Source organism: Pseudomonas sp. GL_103 (genome assembly GCF_057835175.1).
In genome coordinates, this window is sequence record NZ_CM174420.1 from 4,384,324 (window position 1) to 4,402,678 (window position 18,355).

The following is an 18,355-nucleotide window of genomic DNA, read 5'->3' on the forward strand; positions in this document are numbered from 1 at the left end:
CTCGCTTGTCGGCGAGACAACGGCACAGGAGACTGCGCGTTATCTTGCCGAGAAAATGCCGGTTACCGAGACCGGCCGACAACTGTCACTCGAACAAGTACCCACTGTGGGTCTCCGTAATGGATGAAAACGCGCGAAGCTTACGCCCCGATGTTTGGAGAGTAAACCCGTTACAAAAGCTTGCAGGGGGAATCGCGGGGTTCTTCAGGAAGGGTTCAGGATTCAAGTTTGGTGGTGTTTGTGATGGCCCCTTCGCGAGCAAGCCCGCTCCCACAATTGATCTGCGAACACAGGTCAAAATGTGGGAGCGGGCTTGCTCGCGAAGGCGGCCTGACAGGCGCTGAAGATCCTAGCTCGCCGTCGCCAACAACAAATCCACCACCGACCGCCCCTGCCCGCGATGCTTGCCATGCTCATACAAAGAGCCTGCAATCTCATCGGCACGAATCGGCAGGATCGACAGCAAGGTGTCGCTCAGCCCATGGCTGGCCTGGCAGAAGCCCTGCATGTAGAGGCCGGCCTTGCAGCGTTCATCGGTGATCAGTTTGTAGTGGCGATCGACCTCGAAATCGCCCAGGTACTCTTCCAGCGGTGCCAGCAGCTTGCGGTGCATCTGCCGCTCGTAACCGGTGGCCAGCACCACGGCATCGTAGTGACGCACCGAGACTTCGCCGGTGGCGTTGTTGCGCAATACCAGTTCGATGCCCCGTTCGTTGGCGGTGGCCTTTTCGATCATGGTCAGGGTGTGGAACGCATGACGGGCGATGCCCGAGACTTTCTGCCGATAGAAGATGCCGTAGATGCGCTCGATCAGATCGATGTCCACCACCGAGTAGTTGGTGTTGTGGTACTCGTTCACCAGCCGCTCGCGCTCGCTGTCTGGCTGCTGGAACACCAGGTCGGTGAACTCCGGCGAAAACACTTCGTTGACGAAGGGGCTGTCGTCGGCCGGCTTGAGTGCCGAGCCGCGCAGGATCATGTCCACCTGCACCGACGGGAAGCTGTCGTTCAAATCGATGAAGGCCTCCGCCGCGCTCTGCCCGCCACCGATGATCGCAATGCTCATCGGCCGGTTGTCCACGCACGGCTGCTTGGCCATCTGCGCCAGGTACTGGGAGTGATGGAACACCCGGCCGTCATCCTTGAGCGCCTTGAACACCTCGGGAATGCGTGGCGTGCCACCGGCGCTGACCACCACCGAACGGGTGGTGCGCACCTGTTGATGCCCGCTCGCATCGCGGGAAATCACCCGCAACGCCTCGACCTGATGGTTGTGCAGCACCGGCTCGATGGTCAGCACCTCTTCGCCGTAGCGGCTTTGCGCGGTGAACTGCCCGGCAACCCAGCGCAGGTAGTCGTTGTACTCCATGCGGCACGGATAGAAGGTGCCCAGGTTGATGAAGTCCACCAGGCGCCCGTGGGCCTTGAGGTAATTGACGAACGAGTAAGGGCTGGTTGGATTGCGCAGGGTCACCAGGTCCTTGAGGAAGGAAATCTGCAACTCGCTCTGGGTCACCAGGGTGTTGCCGTGCCAGCGGTAGTCGGCCTGCTTGTCGAGGAACAGCACATCCAGGTTGCCCTGGCTCGCCCCGCGCTCTTGCAGCGCGATGGCCAGTGCCAGGTTCGACGGGCCGAAACCGACGCCGATCAGGTCGTGAACGAGGGGCGAAGCAATTGCCTGTGTCATTTCCAGTGTCCTCTGGATGTTCCCCTCAAAGGCGGGGGCATTGAACCTAAGTGACCTGACCCGCCAAGGGCCGCACAACAGGTCGTCTGTTGAGTAGGAACGAGGACCGTGAAAAAAAATTTAACCGCGCAGGATCACTGGGCGTCCCACTGTCGCATCCGTATACGGCAATGCTTCATGGCGTTGACAATGTGCTTCTCGACCATTGCCCGGGAAATGCCCAGTTGCTCGGCAATCTGCGGATGGGATAGGCCTTCGATCTTGCGCAGCAGGAAACTCTCGCGGCACAGCCTCGGCAACTCCGCCAGGGCACTCTGGAGCATTTCCAGGCGCTGGCCTTGATCGAGCACGTTTTGCGGCGATGGGGTGAAATAGCGCTCCTCATTGTCGAGCACGTCCAGGGGTTCGGCCTGGCGCAGGGTGTTGCGTCGATGGTCGTCGATAACCAGGTTGAGGGCGGTGCGATAAAGGAATGCCCGGGGCTGCTCGATCGGCGTATCACTGGAACGCTCCAGGACCCGCAGGTAAGCGTCATGCACCACATCTTCGGCCACCTGACGGTTGCCCAGCCTGGCGTTCAGGAAACACACCAGTTCGCGATAGTAGTTTTCCAACATGACTCCCGTCCGCACGGGGGTGCGGTTTCTGTCCTTGAGCCGTTTCGGCGACTGCTGAATCACACAGTGGCACGATAGTGGCAGTTCGAGTCGCGTAATTTATAGTAATTCTCATATAGATTTAAAGTACTGCGTCGCCTTGCCCGATAAATAGTCATGGTCTAGCGGCTGTGCACCGCTCTGAGGGTAGGAGCTGCCGCAGGCTGCGATCCTCAGCGTTTTCAGCTACGTCGAAAATCAAAAGATCGCAGCCTTCGGCAGCTCCTACAGGTGTTACACCTTGTGTCGCCGGTTAAATTTCCCGCCCGGTTCATCGTTTACAGGACAGCTCCCCGTCCCTGTCCGGCCCTGCCGACAGCGTTCAGCCATCGTCCCGCGGCTGCACGACGGGCCGATTTTCCTAGGCCGGAACCCTGCATGAAACGTCCCCGACAGACCCGACGCGCCCTGCTTGCAGCACTTTGTCTGATCCCCGTGGTTGCCGTCGCCGCCTGGCAGTTCATCCCGCCGGGCCGCGACGGGTTCGCCACCGTCCAGGTCAGCCGCGCCGACATTGAAAGCAGCGTCACCGCATTGGGCACCCTGCAACCGCGGCGTTATGTCGACGTCGGCGCCCAGGCCTCCGGGCAGATTCAGAAAATCCACGTGGAAGTCGGCGACGTGGTCAAGGAAGGCCAGTTGCTGGTGGAAATCGACCCGTCCACGCAACAGGCCAAACTCGATGCAGGGCGCTTCTCCGTCGAAAATCTCAAGGCGCAGCTGCAGGAACAGCGGGCGCAACACGACCTGGCCCGGCAGAAATACCAGCGTCAACAGAACCTCGCCGCCGGCGGCGCCACCCGTGAGGAAGACGTGCAGACCGCCCAGGCCGAACTGCGCGCCACCCAGGCACGGGTCGACATGTTCCAGGCGCAGATCCGCCAGGCCGAAGCCAGCCTGCGCAGTGATCAGGCGGAGCTCGGCTACACGCGGATCTATGCACCAATGGCCGGCACCGTCGTGGCGCTGGATGCCCGGGAAGGCCAGACCCTCAACGCCCAGCAGCAGACACCGCTGATCCTGCGCATCGCCAAACTGTCGCCGATGACCGTGTGGGCCGAGGTCTCGGAAGCCGACATCGGCCACGTCAAACCCGGCATGCACGCCTGGTTCACCACCCTGAGCGGCGGCACCCGGCGCTGGACCAGCACCGTGCGGCAAATTCTCCCCGTCCCGCCCAAGCCGCTGGACCAGACCAGCCAGGGCGGCGGCAGCCCCGCCAGCACCAGCAAAAGCGGGAGTGCCCGCGTGGTGCTGTACACCGTGTTGCTGGACGTCGACAACGCCGACAACGCGCTGATGGCGGAAATGACCACCCAGGTGTTTTTCGTCGCCAATCAGGCGCAGAACGTACTCACCGCACCCATCGCCGCCCTGCAGGCCGGTACGCAGACAGACCAGCAGACCGCGCAAGTGGTCGCCAGTAACGGCAGCATCGAGCAGCGCAACGTGCGCACAGGCATCAGCGACCGCCTGCGGGTACAGATCCTCGACGGCCTGCAAGAAGGCGATCACCTGTTGATCGGCCCGGTCGACGGGAGTGGCGGCTGAATGCACACGCCCCTGATCGACCTTTCGGACATCCGCAAAGCCTACGGCGGTGGCGACGCGCCTGAAGTCCACGTGCTGCGTGGCATCGACCTGTCGATCCATGCCGGGGAGTTCGTCGCGATTGTCGGTGCTTCCGGCTCCGGCAAATCGACGCTGATGAACATCCTCGGCTGCCTCGACCGCCCGACCTCGGGCGAATACCGCTTCGCCGGGGAAAACGTCGCTGCGCTGGACAGTGACGAACTGGCCTGGCTGCGGCGTGAAGCCTTCGGGTTTGTGTTCCAGGGCTACCACCTGATTCCCTCCGGTTCGGCCCAGGAAAACGTCGAGATGCCGGCGATCTACGCAGGCTTACCCGCCGCCGAACGCCACGCCCGCGCCGCCGCCCTGCTCGAGCGCCTCGGCCTGGCTTCGCGCACCGGCAACCGCCCCCATCAACTCTCCGGCGGGCAGCAGCAACGGGTGTCGATAGCCCGCGCGTTGATGAATGGCGGCCACATCATCCTGGCCGACGAACCCACAGGAGCCCTCGACAGCCACAGCGGCGCCGAGGTCATGGCCCTGCTCGACGAACTGGCGAGCCAGGGCCACGTGGTGATCCTCATTACCCACGACCGCGAAGTGGCGGCCCGGGCCAAACGCATCATCGAAATTCGCGACGGCGAGATCATCAGCGACAGCGCCGACGAAAACCCGACCGCACAAAACTCGGCCAACCCCGGCGCCCTGCAAGCCGTCGATTTGCGCAAGCGCCTGAGCGAAGGCGCCGAAGCCACCGGCGCCTGGAAAGGTGAATTGGTCGATGCCGTGCACGCGGCGTGGCGAGTGATGTGGATCAACAAGTTCCGCACCGCGCTGACCCTGCTCGGGATCATCATAGGCGTGGCCTCGGTGGTGGTGATGCTGGCCGTCGGCGAAGGCAGCAAGCGCCAGGTGATGGCGCAGATGGGCGCGTTCGGTTCCAACATCATTTACCTCAGCGGCTCGGCGCCCAACCCGCGCACGCCCATGGGCATCGTCACCCTCGATGAGGTCGCGGCGATTGCCAGTTTGCCCCAGGTGATGCGGATCATGCCGGTCAACGGCCAGGAGGCCGGGGTGCGCTTTGGCAACCTCGACCACTTGAGCTACGTCGGTGGCAACGACACCAACTTCCCGGCCATTTTCAACTGGCCGGTGGTCGAAGGCAGCTACTTCACCCACGCCGATGAACAGAACGCCGCGGCGGTCGCGGTGATCGGGCACAAGGTGCGGAGCAAATTGCTCAAGGACGTGGCCAACCCGATCGGCCAGTACATCCTGATCGAAAACGTGCCCTTCCAGGTGGTCGGCGTGCTCGCGGAAAAAGGCGCCAGCTCCGGCGACTCCGACAGCGACGACCGTATCGCCATCCCCTACTCCGCCGCCAGCGTTCGGCTGTTCGGCACCCACAATCCCGAGTACATCGCCATCGCCGCCGCCGATGCGCGCAAGGTCAAGGAGACCGAAAAAGCCATCGAGCAACTGATGCTGCGCCTGCACGACGGCAAGCACGATTTCGAACTGACCAACAACGCGGCGATGATCCAGGCCGAGGCGCGCACGCAAAATACCCTGTCGCTGATGCTCGGCTCGATTGCGGCGATTTCGCTGCTGGTGGGCGGGATCGGCGTGATGAACATCATGCTCATGACCGTGCGCGAGCGGACTCGCGAGATCGGTATCCGCATGGCCACCGGTGCCCGCCAGCGCGACATCCTGCGCCAGTTCCTCACCGAAGCGGTGATGCTTTCGGTGGTGGGCGGCCTCACCGGGATTGCCCTGGCGTTGATCGTCGGTGGCGTGCTGATTTTCAGCGAAGTCGCTGTCGCGTTCTCCCTGATAGCGGTGCTGGGCGCTTTCGGCTGCGCCCTGGTCACCGGTGTCGTTTTCGGCTACATGCCGGCCCGCAAGGCTGCCCGACTCGACCCGGTCACGGCCCTTACCAGTGAATGATCGATTGATGAAGCCGCCACTCAGTGTGTTATCCCTGTGCCTGTTGCTCGGCGCCTGCGGCACCCCGGCCCAGCGCCCCGACAGCGGCATCCAGCCGCCGGCCGCCTGGCAATCGCCGCACACCGCCGGCGCTGTCCATGACAACCAGCAATGGTGGAACCGCTTCGGCAGCCCGCAACTGGGTCGCCTGATCGAACAGGCGCGGCTCGGCAGCTACGACCTGGCCGCCGCCATCGCCAGAGTGCGCCAGGCCCAGGCCGACACGGTGATTGCCGGCGGCTCGCAATTGCCCGAGGTCAAGGCCGGGGTCAACGCCAATCGCCAGAAGCTGCTGCGCGGCAGCGGCTACAGTCAGCTCGATGCCGACAGCAATAACGACGCCGTCGACTACTTCACGGCGAACCTGGTTGCCAGCTACGAAATCGATTTCTGGGGTGGCCAACGGGCCAGCCGCGACAGCGCGCAATTCAGTCTCAAAGCCAGCGAGTTCGATCAGGCCACGGTGGAATTGACGTTGCTCAGCGGTGTGGCCAACGGCTACGCGCAAGCCTTGTCATTGCAGGAGCAGAGCCGCATCGCCGAGTTGAATCTGGCCAATGCCCAAAGCGTGTTGAAACTGGTGCAGACCCGTTTCGATTCGGGTTCGGCCACGGCCCTGGAGCTCGCGCAGCAAAAAAGCCTGGTGGCGGCGCAGCAACGCCAGCTGCCGCTGGTGCAGCAACAGGCCGAGGATGCACGGATCAGCCTCGCCGCCCTGCTCGGCCGCCCGGTTCAGGCGCTGTCGTTGGGTCAGGAACGCTTCGATCAACTGACCTGGCCTGCGATTGACGCCGGGGTACCCAGCCAATTGCTCAGCCGCCGCCCGGACATTGCCCGGGCCGAGGCGCAACTGGCCGCCGCCCAGGCCGACGTCACCGTCGCCCGGGCCGCGATGCTGCCGACCGTGACCCTCACCGCCGAAATCGGCTCCGGCGCCGACCGGGCCGACGACATTCTGCGCAGCCCCTTCTACAACCTCACCGCCGGGCTGCTCGCGCCGGTGTTCAACAACGGCCGCCTCGGCGCCCAGCGCGACAAGGCCACGGCGCGCCAGGAAGAACTGCTGGAGACCTATCGCGGCGCGATCATCAATGGCTTCGCCGACGTCGAAAAAGCCCTCAACAGCATTCGCGGACTGGATGAACAGCGCGGGTGGCAGAGTGAAGAACTGAGCCAGGCACAGACCGCGTTCAACATCGCGCAAAGCCGTTATCAGGCCGGGGCCGAGGATCTGCTGACGGTGCTGGAGACCCAGCGCACGCTGTATGCGGCGCAGGATTTGAACGTGCAACTGCGGTTGTCGCGGATGCAGGCGAGTATTGCGCTGTACAAGGCGTTGGGTGGGGGGTGGCAGGTCCTTTAGTTGTGGTGCCTGTCAGGACGCCATCGCGAGCAAGCTCGCTCCCACAGGGTTTTGTATTTGCCGCATGATCCGGGCACGACGCATGACCTGTGGGCGAGCTTGCTCGCGATTGAACGATAACGCGGTATCAAGCCTGGTTCTGCTTAGCCTTCAGATTGCGCGCATACCACGGTCGCTGCGGCACTTTGCGGAACAAATCCTTCAGCTTCTTCTCGTCCTCGCCAAAGGTGATGCGCAGCGCCAGCTTCATGGTTTCCGGGTCCATTTCCACTGACTTGCCCGCCTGCAACCCCGGCGTGGTGCTGCAGCCATGGGTGGTCGGGCCGAGCCAGGGGTCATTGATCTCGACCCAGCGCCCGGGCGCGAACCATTGCACGCCGTTGACCTGCAGCCGACTGACCTGCCCCGGATGGAAGCGCTCGTGGGCGCGGAACCAGTCTTCCAGGCGATCGTCGATCCAGCCGTGGAAATACCAGAACACCGGGCTGACATGGGAAGAAAACGGGTCGCCGAGAAAATCGTTTTCCGGTGCAAACCAGCGTGCGGAAAAGTCCGCAGGATCCCGGGCGAACGGTACTGGCTGACCGTTGGACGGATCACGGGGCACCGAAGCCCAGCGCATGTGCAGCCAGTCGTGCAGGCCCAGTTCGACCTCTGAGCCGAACTGGCCGAGGGTCAGCGTCGACAGGTAACGCGGATCACGATAGCGGGATTCCCAGACCTGGAAATTGCTGTGATACGTCTCGCCAGTCTTGATGTCGCTGACCCATTGCGTGTACTCGTCATCGTCCTCGGCCAGCCAGGTCGGCGGCAAAGCGGTGCCGTCGTGGTTGTCGAAGTAACGCGCAAAGCCGAGCCGGTCCCGCGCCAGCTCCGGCTGCGGCAACGGGAAGTGCGTCCAGGACGGCAGATCCTGCATCGATCGCGCGGTGCCGAGCATGTGCCGGTGCATGAAGAAAAAGTCCACGCCCGAGCCGTTGCGATCCTTGCGCTCGCCACGAGCATCGCGCTCCTGGTCCCGCGGGCCGGGCTGCCAGCCGACGCCGCGCAAGGCGCCGCGCTGGTCTTCGGACAGCTTGTGCCACTTGTCCCGGGAGGCATGCCAGAGCTGGTGGAACAGCCGATGTTCCGGTGATACCAGCCAGGCGAGCAAGGTCGGATTGAGGCCGGCGCGCTCGCGGGCTTCAGGGAACACCCGTTTGACGGCAATGAATCGATTGTCCTGGGCCGTCAGCATCAGCGGCCGCTTCAGGTCCAGCACGCGCCCACTGAGACTGCCGCTGCCGGCGTTACCGAAACCGGCCCAGACTTCGTCCAGGGTCATGTCGAATTCGTATTCGCAACAGCCGCTGGCACCCAGCAGTCGCCAGGCCAGCTGCTTCGGGTTGGCCCCGGACAGATCGCCGAGCACCCGGTAACGGGGCTCTTCGGTAGAGCGCAAACGCTCGGCGGTGTCGAGATAACCACTGAAGCCGCGCCCCTTGTGGCCGATGTCGAGGAACACCTCCAGGCCTTCGAGGGGCAAGCCTTCGATACCGGCGTCACGACCTTCGAAACGAATCTGCCAGACCCCGCGCAAGGTATCCGCCAAGCGTTGACCGGCAACATCGGCCACGTCGAACGAGGCTTCACCGGGGGTGATGGTCGGGTCCGGCCTGGTCAGTTCGCGATGCCCGTAATACGCCGCCGGCACGGCGGCACCGGTCAGCGCCAGACCCGCGAGGAACCATCGTCGAGAAATCGTCATTGCCCTACCTGTGTCAGCCATGGAGCAGGCTTTATCCAAGCTAGAACGTTTGTTGCGCCGACAAATTTATGGTGCTTTGAAAGATCGCAGCCTTCGGCAGCTCCTACGGGTGTATGCCGATCCAATGTAGGAGCTGCCGCAGGCTGCGATCTTTTTGGATCAACCTAAATTCCATGGCCAGCCACTCGTTCCCCCCAGATAGCAAAGGCCCCCGCGCCTGATCCTCGACGGCGAACCTGACTGAGACGGCAATGACAAAACCACGTTCGAAAAAGGCTCTTTTCATCGGCCTGCCGCTGGCCCTGGCGATCAGCGCGGGGGCAGGCTTCGCGGTCTGGGACTATTGGTTCAGGGACAACCCCGGCTACCCGGTCAAGGTGATGAAACAGGCCGATCAGTTGCAGGAACGCATCCTCTCGTTCGACAGCCACATCACCGTGCCCATGGACTTCGGCACCGCCGGCAACGAAGTCGACAAGGACGGTGAAGGCCAGTTCGACCTGGTCAAGACCGGTCGCGGACGCCTGTCCGGGGCGGCGCTGACGATTTTCGGCTGGCCGGAAATCTGGAACGGTCCCAACGCCCCCCATCGCCCTACCGCCGGTTTCGTCGACGAGGCCCGCTTTGAGCAGGAAACCCGCTACAAAATCATCAGCGCGATGGTCCGTGACTTCCCCAACCAGGTGGCCATCGCCTACACCGCCGACGACTTCCGCCGCCTGCACGGCGAAAGCAAGTTCGCGGTGTTCATCAGCATGCTCAACGCCTACCCGCTGGGCAATGACCTCAACGCCCTGGACAAGTGGGCCGCGCGCGGCATGCGCATGTTCGGCTTCAGCTACGTGGGCAACAACGCCTGGGCCGACTCGTCGCGGCCGCTGCCGTTCTTCAACGATTCGCGGGATGCCCTGGGCGGGCTGTCGGACATCGGCAAGCAAGCGGTGCATCGCCTCAACGACCTGGGCGTGATCATCGATGTATCGCAGATGTCGACCAAGGCCCTGGAGCAAGTGGCGCAACTGAGCCGCACGCCGATGGTCGCCTCCCACTCGGCGCCGCGCGCCCTGGTGGACATCCCGCGCAACCTCAGCGACCCGGAAATGCAACTGATCAAGCACAGCGGCGGCGTGGTGCAGATTGTCGGCTTCCCGACCTACATCCGCCCGCTGAGCCAGGCCACCCAGGACAAGCTCAACGCCCTGCGCGCCCGTTTCGACCTGCAACCGCTGCAAGGCCTGGAGATGGCCCTGATGCCCGGCGACCCGGTGATCACCGTCTGGCCCGAGCAGCGTTTCGGCGAATACGCCAGCCAGCTCTATTCGATCCTCGACGAAGAACCCAAGGCCACCCTCAAGGATTACGGCGATGCAATCGACTACACAGTGAAAAAAATCGGCATCGACCACGTCGGCATCAGTTCCGACTTCAACGACGGCGGCGGCCTGGACGGCTGGAAAGACGTCAGCGAGGCCCGCAACGTGACCGCCGAACTGATCAGCCGCGGCTACAGCGACGCCGACATCGCCAAGCTCTGGGGCGGCAACTTCCTGCGGGTCTGGGACCAGGTGCAGAAGTCTTCCCGGCCTGTGGTCCAGAACTGATTCCTATCTATTGCCAGAGCGAACCGAATCCATGACCAACCGTCGTTCATTCCTCAAGCAGGCCGGCATCCTCGCGGCCGGCATCCCCCTGGCCTCCGCCGTGAGCCTGCCGGCACGGGCCGCCAGCCCCGCGCCACTGCCCAAGGACAAATGGGACCAGTTGCGCCAACTCTTCACCCAAGACCCGAACTACCTGCACTTCGCCAACTTCCTGGTGACCTCGCACCCGCTTCCCGTGCGTGAAGCCATCGAGATGCACCGCGCCAATCTGGACCGCAACCCAGGCCTGGCCATGGACTGGCATCGCGGCGAAACCGAACGCCGCGAAGAAGAGGTGCGCGTGTGGGCCGGCCGTTACCTGAAGGCCAAGCCGTCGCAGATCGCCCTGACCGGCAGCACCACCGAAGGCCTGGCGATGATCTACGCCGGCATCCACGTGCGCCCGGACCAGGAAATCCTCACCAGCGAACACGAGCACTACGCCGCCAACAGCGTGTTCGAGTACCGCACCCAGAAGGACGGCACCCGGGTTCGCAAGATCAAATTGTTCGAAGACCCGTACAAGGTCTCGACCGCCGAAGTGCTGGCCGCGATTGAACGCAACATCCGCCCCGAAACCCGCGTGGTGGGCATGACCTGGGTGCACTCCGGCAGCGGCGTGAAGCTGCCCATCGGCGAGATCGGCAAACTGGTGGAGGAGAAAAACCGTGGCCGCGCCGACAAGGACCGCATCCTCTACGTGATCGATGGCGTACACGGTTTCGGCGTGGAAAACGTCGACTTTCCGGACATGCACTGCGACTTCTTCATCGCCGGCACCCACAAATGGATGTTCGGCCCACGGGGCACCGGGATCATCTGCGCCCGTTCCGACGAGCTCAAGGACGTGACCCCGACCATCCCGACCTTCTCCGAAGCCACCCAGTTCTCCACGGTGATGACCTACGGCGGCTACCACTCGTTCGAACACCGCTGGGCACTGACCGAAGCCTTCAAATTGCATCTGGAGCTGGGCAAGGCCGAGGTCGCGACGCGCATTCACGCAATCAACAGCTACTTGAAAAAACGCTTGCAGGCACACCCGTCGGTGGAGCTGGTCACGCCGCTGTCGCCGGAGTATTCCGCCGGTTTCACCTTCTTCCGCATCAAGAACCGGGATTGCGAAGCAGTCGCCAATTACCTGATGGATCAGCGCGTGGTGTGTGACGCCGTGGACCGTGATGTCGGGCCGATCATTCGTGTGTCGCCGGGTCTGCTCAATACCCAAGCGCATATCGACCGCCTGATGGAACTGCTGGCCAACCAGGTCTGACTGAGCGAGAGCCATTATGAAAAGCCCCCTGAAAAAACTCGGCGCCCTGACGCTGTTGGCCGTACTCGGCAGCGCTTTGCCCGGCCTCGCCCAGGCCTACACCGCGCCATTGCTCGGCAAGGTCTTCAAGGATTGCCGTAACTGCCCGGAAATGGTCGTGCTGCCCGCCGGCACCTTCACCATGGGCACCCCGGACGACGAGGTCGGCCGCGAACCTGATGAAGGCCCGATGCATGAGGTGACGTTCGACCAGCCGTTCGCCATGAGCCGCTACCAGGTCACCGCTGGCGAATGGGACCAGTACCTCAAGGAAACCGGAATCACCCTGCCCGATGGCGACACCCGCCCCGGCCGCGAGTGCATCAACAGCAAACCGCGTTATCCACAGGGCCCGCGCCAGCCGGCGGTGTGCATGAACTTCGCCGAAGTCAGCGCCTACGTCGCCTGGCTGTCGATGAAAACCGGCCAGCACTACCACATCGTCAGCGAGGCCCAGCGCGAGTACGCGGCCCGTGCCGGGTCAAAGGGAGCGTTCCCCTTCCCGTTCGACCCGGGCACCGAGTACAGCATCGCCACCCACGCCAACACCTACGGCCCCACCGATGGCTACAGCTATTCCTCACCGGCGGGCAGCTATCCGGCGAATGGCTTCGGCATGTACGACATGCACGGCAACGTCTACGAGTGGATCGCCGACTGCTACCACCCGGACTACGTCGGCGCGCCCACCGACGGCAGCGCCTGGACCGAACCGAACTGCGACACCCTGCGCATCCGTGGCAACGACTGGGGCGAAGCACCGGTGTTTTCCCGCTCGGGCAACCGCAATGACATCGACCCGCAAACCCGTGGCGACTGGATCGGATTTCGCGTCGTGCGCGACCTGACACCCAACCTCTGACTGCCTTTCTCAAAGGCATCTCCAGCGGCCACCGCCAGTCGGTGGCCGTCTAAATTAAACGCCTGACCGCACGTTCTACTGGGTATCTGCCTCAAGACCCAAGGAACCCTCTGCTCATGACCCAGCCAACGCGCGGTGCAATTCATGAATTGTTCACCCTCCTCAAACCGTTCCGGCTCGTCGTCAGTCTGTCGATCCTTTTGGGCATGGTGGGTGGCCTGAGCGTGACGGTGTTGCTGGCCACCATCAACAACGCGCTGCACTCGCCGGACGGCCTGACCCAAGGCGTGGTCGCGCTGTTCGGCGGCCTGTGTCTGTTGGCCCTGGGCAGTTCAATCTGCTCGGACATCGGCACCAACTACGTCGGCCAGCACATCATCGCCAGGCTGCGCAAAACGCTGGGGGAGAAAGTCCTTTCGGCGCCCATCGAACAGATCGAGCGCTACCGCAGCCACCGCTTGATCCCGGTACTGACCCACGATGTCGACACCATCAGCGACTTTGCCTTCGCCTTCGCGCCGCTGGCGATTTCCCTGACCGTGACCCTCGGCTGCATGGGTTACCTGGCAATGCTGTCGTGGCCGATGTTCCTGATGATGGTGCTGGCGATTGCCATCGGCAGCGGCATCCAGTTCTACGCCCAGGGCAAGGGCATCCAGGGCTTCATGGCCGCCCGCGACGCCGAGGACGATCTGCAAAAACACTACAACGCCATTGCCGGTGGCGCCAAGGAGTTGCGCATCCACCGCCCGCGCCGCCAGCGAATGTTCGAATCGGGCATCCAGGGCACCGCCGATTTCATCTGTAACACCCAGGTGCGCTCGATCAACACTTTCGTGATCGCCAAGACCCTGGGCTCGATGCTGTTCTTCGTGGTCATCGGCCTGGCGCTGGCCCTGCAATCGTTCTGGCCCAGCGCCGACCAGGCGGTGATGAGCGGATTCGTGCTGGTGTTGCTGTACATGAAAGGCCCGATCGAGCACCTGGTCAGCACCTTGCCGATCGTCAGTCGCGCGCGTATTGCCTTTCGCCGCATTGCCGAACTGTCCAGCCAGTTTTCCTCGCCCGAGCCGCACCTGCTGCTCAATGACAAAGGCACCTCGCCGACCGTGGTCAACCGCCTGCAACTGGACAACGTCAGCTACGCCTTCCCCGCCGCACCGGGCAGCGACGCGTTTCGCCTGGGCCCGGTGAACCTGACCATCGAGCAAGGCGAGATCATTTTCATCGTCGGCGAAAACGGCTGCGGCAAGACCACCCTGATCAAGTTGCTGCTAGGCCTCTACGCGCCGCAGCAGGGTTCGATCCTGCTCAACGGCCAAGGCATCGATGCGCACAATCGCGACGACTACCGCCAATTGTTCACCACGATTTTTGCCGACTACTACCTGTTCGATGACGTGGTCCAGGGCGACCAGCACATCCCCGAAGATGCCAACAAATACCTGCAACGGCTGGAGATCGCGCACAAGGTCAGCGTCAGGGACGGCAGCTTCACCACCACCGACCTGTCCACCGGCCAGCGCAAGCGCCTGGCGCTGGTCAATGCCTGGCTGGAAGAACGCCCGGTGCTGGTGTTCGACGAATGGGCCGCCGACCAGGACCCGACCTTCCGCCGCATCTTCTACACCGAGCTGCTGCCGGACCTCAAACGCCTGGGCAAGACCATCATCGTCATCTCCCACGACGACCGCTATTTCGACATGGCCGATCAACTGGTGCGCATGGAATCGGGCCGGGTCGTCACCGAGCGCGCAACCGCCTGAGTGCCGTTGCCGCACGCAAATCATTGTTTTTTGAAGTTTGTTTTCCGGTTTAGCCAAAGTGGTCCGTCTAATAATAATTATCATTAACTAAAAAACTGCACACACCATTCTGGAGCGATTCGAGCAATGCAAAGCCTTACTCTGTCCCGCGCACCCTTGGCGTTAGCCATCGAACGGCAAAAGAAATTCCGAACGGTCGTGCCGGGCGCGCTGCTGACCCTGTTGTTGCTGGGTACGTCCCAGGTCGAGGCAGCCCCGGTGAACGTCAATGTACCGGCTCAGTCGCTGGCCAGCGCATTGCGCCAACTGGGCCAGCAGACCAACCTGCAGATTCTCTACAGCCAGGACATGGTCAACGGCATCAAGTCCACGGCGGTGTCCGGCAACATGGAAGCGGAACAGGCACTGAAAACCTTGCTGCTGGGGAGCGGCATCAATTTTCAGTTGAATGGCAACACCGTGTCGCTGGTGCCATCGGCCGGTGACTCCAGCGCACTGCAACTGGGTGCGACGTCCATCACCGGCGTGGCGCTGGGGCCGACCACCGAAGGCACGCACTCCTACACCAGCGATGAAGTGACCATCGGCAAAGGCAACATCAAGGTCAAGGACATCCCGCAGTCGGTGTCCGTCGTCACGCGCCAGCGTATGGACGACCAGAACCTCAACAGCCTGCAGGACGCCATGCGCCAGGTCACCGGCGTGACCATCAAGACCTACAACTCCGGCTCCAGCCTCAACGATGTCTACATGCGTGGCTTCCTCGTCGACCAGGTGCAGGTCGACGGCGTCTCGCAGCCCACCGGCCAGGGCGACATGGCCACCAGTTTCGATTTGGCGATGTACGACCGCATCGAAGTGCTGCGCGGCCCGTCGGGCCTGTACCAGGGCGCTGGCGAACCCGGCGGTACGATCAACGTGGTGCGCAAGCGTGCTCTGAGCAAATTCGCCCTCGGTGGCGAACTGGCCGCAGGCTCCTACGATCGCTACCGTTCTTCGGTGGACGTTACCGGCCCGTTGAACGAACAGGGCACCGTGCGCGGTCGTTTCATCACCGCCTATGAGAACAACCAGTCCTTCGTCGACTACGCGCAGAACGAACGTCCGATGGTCTACGGTCGCCTGGAATTCGACCTCGACCCGGCCACAACCCTGTCGGTCGGCGGCGCTTACCAGAAGAACAACTCCACCCCGGCCTTCGGCCTGCCGGCCTACGCCGACGGTTCATTGCTCGACGTGTCGCGCTCGACCTTCGTCGATGCCAAGTGGAACACCCTCAACGAAAAAGTCTGGGAATCCTTCGCCGAACTCGACCATGAACTGGACAACGGCGGTCAGTTCAAGACCACCCTGACCTACCGCGATGCCGAAACCCCGGAGCGTAACTTCACCTGGGCCGACGGCGCGGTCGACCCGGCCACCGGTGACAGCTGGGCCGTGGCCTACGACTACTACACCCATATCAAGACCATCGGCGTCGACAGCTTCGTCACCACGCCGTTCGAGTTCGGCGATCGCCGGCACGAGTTCACCGTGGGCGCCGAGTACCAGCACCTGGACAAGGACTTCACCTACGGTGGCGGCGAGTATTTCCCGATCAACGTGTACGATCCGGACAGCATCGACATTCCCCGCAACGACTATGCACACGTCAACGGCAACTGGTCCAAGTCCGATCAGTACGGCGTCTACACCCGCGCCAAGTTCAACGTCACCGACTGGCTCGATGTCATCGGCGGCAGCCGCGTCACCTGGTACGAAAGCGATGCGAAGAACGCCAACGCTTTCTTCAACAACTTCGGCGAAGCCCACACCAGCATCAACCGCAAGGTCGTGCCGTACGGCGCCATCATCGGCAAGATCACCCCTGAACTGTCGACCTACTTCAGCTACACCGGCGTGTTCAAGCCGCAGAGCGAAATCGGCACAGACGGCCAGCCGGTCGGCCCGCGCGAAGGCAAGCAGTACGAGATCGGCCTCAAGCGCGAGTTCTACGAGGGTCGCCTGAACGCCAGCCTCGCCGCCTTTCGCATCTACGATGAAAACCGCGCCGAATACGACAACACCTCCGGTGCCTACATGACCGAAGGCAAGGCACGCAGCCAGGGTTGGGAAACCGAGTTGAGCGGCAACCTGACCGACAACTGGAGCATCGTCACCGGTTACGCCTACACCTCCACCAAGTTCCTGGACGGCGATCAGGCCAACAAAGGCAAGACCTTCAGCACCATCACGCCCAAGCACAACTACAACCTGTGGACCAAGTACGAGTTCACCGACGGTGCGCTCAAGGACTTCAGCGTCGCCGGTGGCGTGCGTGTGGTCAGCGACACCTACTACCAGCGTGACGTGAAGTTCAAACAAGGCGGCTATGCCGTTACTTCGGCGCAGGTCGGCTACAAGTTCAACGAACACCTTTCGTCGACACTGACCGCCAACAACCTGTTCGACCGCAAGTACTACGACCGCGTCGATGCCTCCTGGGGCACCAACTTCTACGGCGACCCGCGCACCCTGACCCTGAGCCTGCGCGCGCAGTACTGATTGTCGGCAGCGTCAACAGCCACACCCCACCGGGCCGCTTGCGGCCCGGTGCTGATTCGCTGACGAACCGCAAAGGTAATGCGCGTTTGTTGCGCCGGGTTCAGGAGTCGACCTTGCGCTCGTGCGCGTCGGCCCTGAGTTGCTCGGTATCGACGCGGACAAACGTGGAGTCCCCGACAGCGGTCAGGACATCCCCGGCGAAGACCTCGCAGATGACACGGCTTTTGCGCCCGACCTCGCCCTCGACTCTTGCACGCAGTGTCAGGGGGACACCCATCGGGGTGGGCTTGATGTACTTGATGCCCAGGTTACCGGTGACGCACGTAACGTGGGGCAGGCTGCCCACCTCGCGCTGTTCTGCCCGGTAGTGATAAGCCATCGCCGCCCAGTTGGAGTGGCAATCGACCAGCATCGCGATCAAACCGCCGTAAACCAGACCCGGCCAGCCGCAGTACTTTTCATCCGGCATATGCTGCGCCATGACATGCACCCCGTCTTCGTGCCAGAAGCTCTTGATGTGCAGCCCGTGCGGGTTCTGGCTGCCGCAGCCATAACAAACGCCTTCAGGCGCGGCGATGTCTTGAAGCGAAGTGTCCTGCGTGGTCATACCGTGTCCATCCTTAATACCGGGTGGTTGAAAGCGGACCGGGTCACCCCGGCCCGCAGCGCCTGATCAATATTGGCAGAAGCGAATCCGGTTGCCGAACGGGTCGTAGACTTGCAGCTCTTTACCCCAGCCCTGCTGGACAATATCAGGGCGTCCATACCCGTAGCGCTTGCCCTGCAATTCGTCCCTGAGCAGTTCGATGTTTTGCATGGGCACGAACACCGTCGAGCCCGGGCTGGCATCACCGTGATGCTCGGAAAGGTGCAGTTGCAGGCCGTCGCGACTGATGCCCAGGTACAGCGGCAGATCAGCCTCGAAACGATGCTCGAACTCGACGCTGAACCCGAGGAAATCCAGATAGAACTCGCGCGCCTTGGCTTCGTCGAAACTGCGCAGGATTGGAATGGGTTTGTCGAAAGTCACAGCAGGCGTGGACGGCGTACTTGCCTGGGAAAGCATCGCCGACGCGGTGTTCCAGTCCTTGTAGCCCAGTTGTTGCGCGACCAGTTCCAGCGCGGTGGAATGGGTCACCGCCTGATTGCGCTCCTCCAGCGAGGCGCGCAACTGTTTGGCCATTTGCTTGGCTTGCTCAATTGAAAACATGACT

At 62.7% G+C, this 18,355-nt stretch carries 13 protein-coding genes; 8 read left to right on the forward strand and 5 right to left on the reverse strand.

What is annotated here, in order from left to right; genetic code table 11:
* Positions 1–349: 349 nt before the first annotated feature.
* Both AC3IP0_RS19695 and AC3IP0_RS19700 read right to left on the reverse strand, forming a co-directional pair.
* Entirely contained in the window at positions 350–1,687 is a 1,338-nt protein-coding gene (locus AC3IP0_RS19695; RefSeq protein WP_489325688.1) for a lysine N(6)-hydroxylase/L-ornithine N(5)-oxygenase family protein, read from the reverse strand.
* 134 nt (positions 1,688–1,821) lie between these two features.
* A complete protein-coding gene (locus tag AC3IP0_RS19700; RefSeq protein ID WP_489316676.1) occupies positions 1,822–2,304 on the reverse strand; it encodes a sigma-70 family RNA polymerase sigma factor in 483 nt (160 codons plus the stop codon).
* A gap of 417 nt (positions 2,305–2,721) precedes the next feature.
* Between AC3IP0_RS19700 and AC3IP0_RS19705 the strand changes: the two genes are divergently transcribed.
* Genes AC3IP0_RS19705 through AC3IP0_RS19715 form a run of 3 tightly spaced genes read left to right on the forward strand, consistent with a single transcriptional unit; the run spans position 2,722 to position 7,270 of the window.
* Positions 2,722–3,894: an efflux RND transporter periplasmic adaptor subunit gene (locus tag AC3IP0_RS19705; protein WP_489316677.1), complete on the forward strand. Its 1,173-nt coding sequence runs from the start codon at positions 2,722–2,724 to the stop codon at positions 3,892–3,894.
* Entirely contained in the window at positions 3,895–5,868 is a 1,974-nt protein-coding gene (locus AC3IP0_RS19710) for a MacB family efflux pump subunit (RefSeq protein WP_489316678.1), read from the forward strand. It abuts the gene before it with no gap.
* 7 nt (positions 5,869–5,875) lie between these two features.
* Positions 5,876–7,270 (forward strand): efflux transporter outer membrane subunit, encoded by a 1,395-nt coding sequence (locus AC3IP0_RS19715; protein ID WP_489316679.1) that lies wholly within the window; start codon positions 5,876–5,878, stop codon positions 7,268–7,270.
* Positions 7,271–7,397: 127 nt separating this feature from the next.
* Here AC3IP0_RS19715 and pvdP read toward each other — a convergent pair whose 3' ends face one another.
* Positions 7,398–9,017 carry a pyoverdine maturation tyrosinase PvdP gene (gene pvdP, locus AC3IP0_RS19720; protein ID WP_489325689.1) on the reverse strand — a complete coding sequence of 540 codons (1,620 nt, stop codon included), beginning with the start codon at positions 9,015–9,017 and terminating at the stop codon, positions 7,398–7,400.
* Positions 9,018–9,268: 251 nt separating this feature from the next.
* Between pvdP and pvdM the strand changes: the two genes are divergently transcribed.
* The 5 genes from pvdM to AC3IP0_RS19745 all read left to right on the forward strand — a co-directional run bounded on the left by pvdM (position 9,269) and on the right by AC3IP0_RS19745 (position 17,141).
* Positions 9,269–10,618, forward strand: a complete 1,350-nt coding sequence (gene pvdM / locus AC3IP0_RS19725; RefSeq protein ID WP_489325690.1) for a pyoverdine-tailoring dipeptidase-like protein PvdM — start codon at positions 9,269–9,271, stop codon at positions 10,616–10,618.
* 31 nt (positions 10,619–10,649) lie between these two features.
* Entirely contained in the window at positions 10,650–11,930 is a 1,281-nt protein-coding gene (gene pvdN / locus AC3IP0_RS19730; protein WP_489325692.1) for a pyoverdine-tailoring periplasmic protein PvdN, read from the forward strand.
* A 16-nt stretch (positions 11,931–11,946) separates the two neighbouring features.
* Positions 11,947–12,831 (forward strand): dihydropyoverdine dehydrogenase, encoded by an 885-nt coding sequence (gene pvdO, locus AC3IP0_RS19735; RefSeq protein WP_489325693.1) that lies wholly within the window; start codon positions 11,947–11,949, stop codon positions 12,829–12,831.
* A 116-nt stretch (positions 12,832–12,947) separates the two neighbouring features.
* Complete coding sequence (locus AC3IP0_RS19740) at positions 12,948–14,597, forward strand: cyclic peptide export ABC transporter (RefSeq protein ID WP_489325695.1); 1,650 nt, start codon at positions 12,948–12,950, stop codon at positions 14,595–14,597.
* A 126-nt stretch (positions 14,598–14,723) separates the two neighbouring features.
* Complete coding sequence (locus AC3IP0_RS19745; RefSeq protein ID WP_489325696.1) at positions 14,724–17,141, forward strand: TonB-dependent siderophore receptor; 2,418 nt, start codon at positions 14,724–14,726, stop codon at positions 17,139–17,141.
* A gap of 100 nt (positions 17,142–17,241) precedes the next feature.
* Here AC3IP0_RS19745 and AC3IP0_RS19750 read toward each other — a convergent pair whose 3' ends face one another.
* Complete coding sequence (locus tag AC3IP0_RS19750) at positions 17,242–17,748, reverse strand: PaaI family thioesterase (protein ID WP_489316686.1); 507 nt, start codon at positions 17,746–17,748, stop codon at positions 17,242–17,244.
* 66 nt (positions 17,749–17,814) lie between these two features.
* Positions 17,815–18,351: a glyoxalase superfamily protein gene (locus tag AC3IP0_RS19755; RefSeq protein WP_008049764.1), complete on the reverse strand. Its 537-nt coding sequence runs from the start codon at positions 18,349–18,351 to the stop codon at positions 17,815–17,817.
* Positions 18,352–18,355: the final 4 nt, after the last annotated feature.

What these genes read in the sequence shown, in the direction of transcription:
- AC3IP0_RS19695 (WP_489325688.1), bottom strand. Translation starts at nt 1,687, where the DNA reads ATGACACAGGCAATTGCTTCGCCCCTCGTTCACGACCTGATCGGCGTC.
- AC3IP0_RS19700 (WP_489316676.1), bottom strand. Translation starts at nt 2,304, where the DNA reads ATGTTGGAAAACTACTATCGCGAACTGGTGTGTTTCCTGAACGCCAGG.
- AC3IP0_RS19705 (WP_489316677.1), top strand. Translation starts at nt 2,722, where the DNA reads ATGAAACGTCCCCGACAGACCCGACGCGCCCTGCTTGCAGCACTTTGT.
- AC3IP0_RS19710 (WP_489316678.1), top strand. Translation starts at nt 3,895, where the DNA reads ATGCACACGCCCCTGATCGACCTTTCGGACATCCGCAAAGCCTACGGC.
- AC3IP0_RS19715 (WP_489316679.1), top strand. Translation starts at nt 5,876, where the DNA reads ATGAAGCCGCCACTCAGTGTGTTATCCCTGTGCCTGTTGCTCGGCGCC.
- pvdP (WP_489325689.1), bottom strand. Translation starts at nt 9,017, where the DNA reads ATGACGATTTCTCGACGATGGTTCCTCGCGGGTCTGGCGCTGACCGGT.
- pvdM (WP_489325690.1), top strand. Translation starts at nt 9,269, where the DNA reads ATGACAAAACCACGTTCGAAAAAGGCTCTTTTCATCGGCCTGCCGCTG.
- pvdN (WP_489325692.1), top strand. Translation starts at nt 10,650, where the DNA reads ATGACCAACCGTCGTTCATTCCTCAAGCAGGCCGGCATCCTCGCGGCC.
- pvdO (WP_489325693.1), top strand. Translation starts at nt 11,947, where the DNA reads ATGAAAAGCCCCCTGAAAAAACTCGGCGCCCTGACGCTGTTGGCCGTA.
- AC3IP0_RS19740 (WP_489325695.1), top strand. Translation starts at nt 12,948, where the DNA reads ATGACCCAGCCAACGCGCGGTGCAATTCATGAATTGTTCACCCTCCTC.
- AC3IP0_RS19745 (WP_489325696.1), top strand. Translation starts at nt 14,724, where the DNA reads ATGCAAAGCCTTACTCTGTCCCGCGCACCCTTGGCGTTAGCCATCGAA.
- AC3IP0_RS19750 (WP_489316686.1), bottom strand. Translation starts at nt 17,748, where the DNA reads ATGACCACGCAGGACACTTCGCTTCAAGACATCGCCGCGCCTGAAGGC.
- AC3IP0_RS19755 (WP_008049764.1), bottom strand. Translation starts at nt 18,351, where the DNA reads ATGTTTTCAATTGAGCAAGCCAAGCAAATGGCCAAACAGTTGCGCGCC.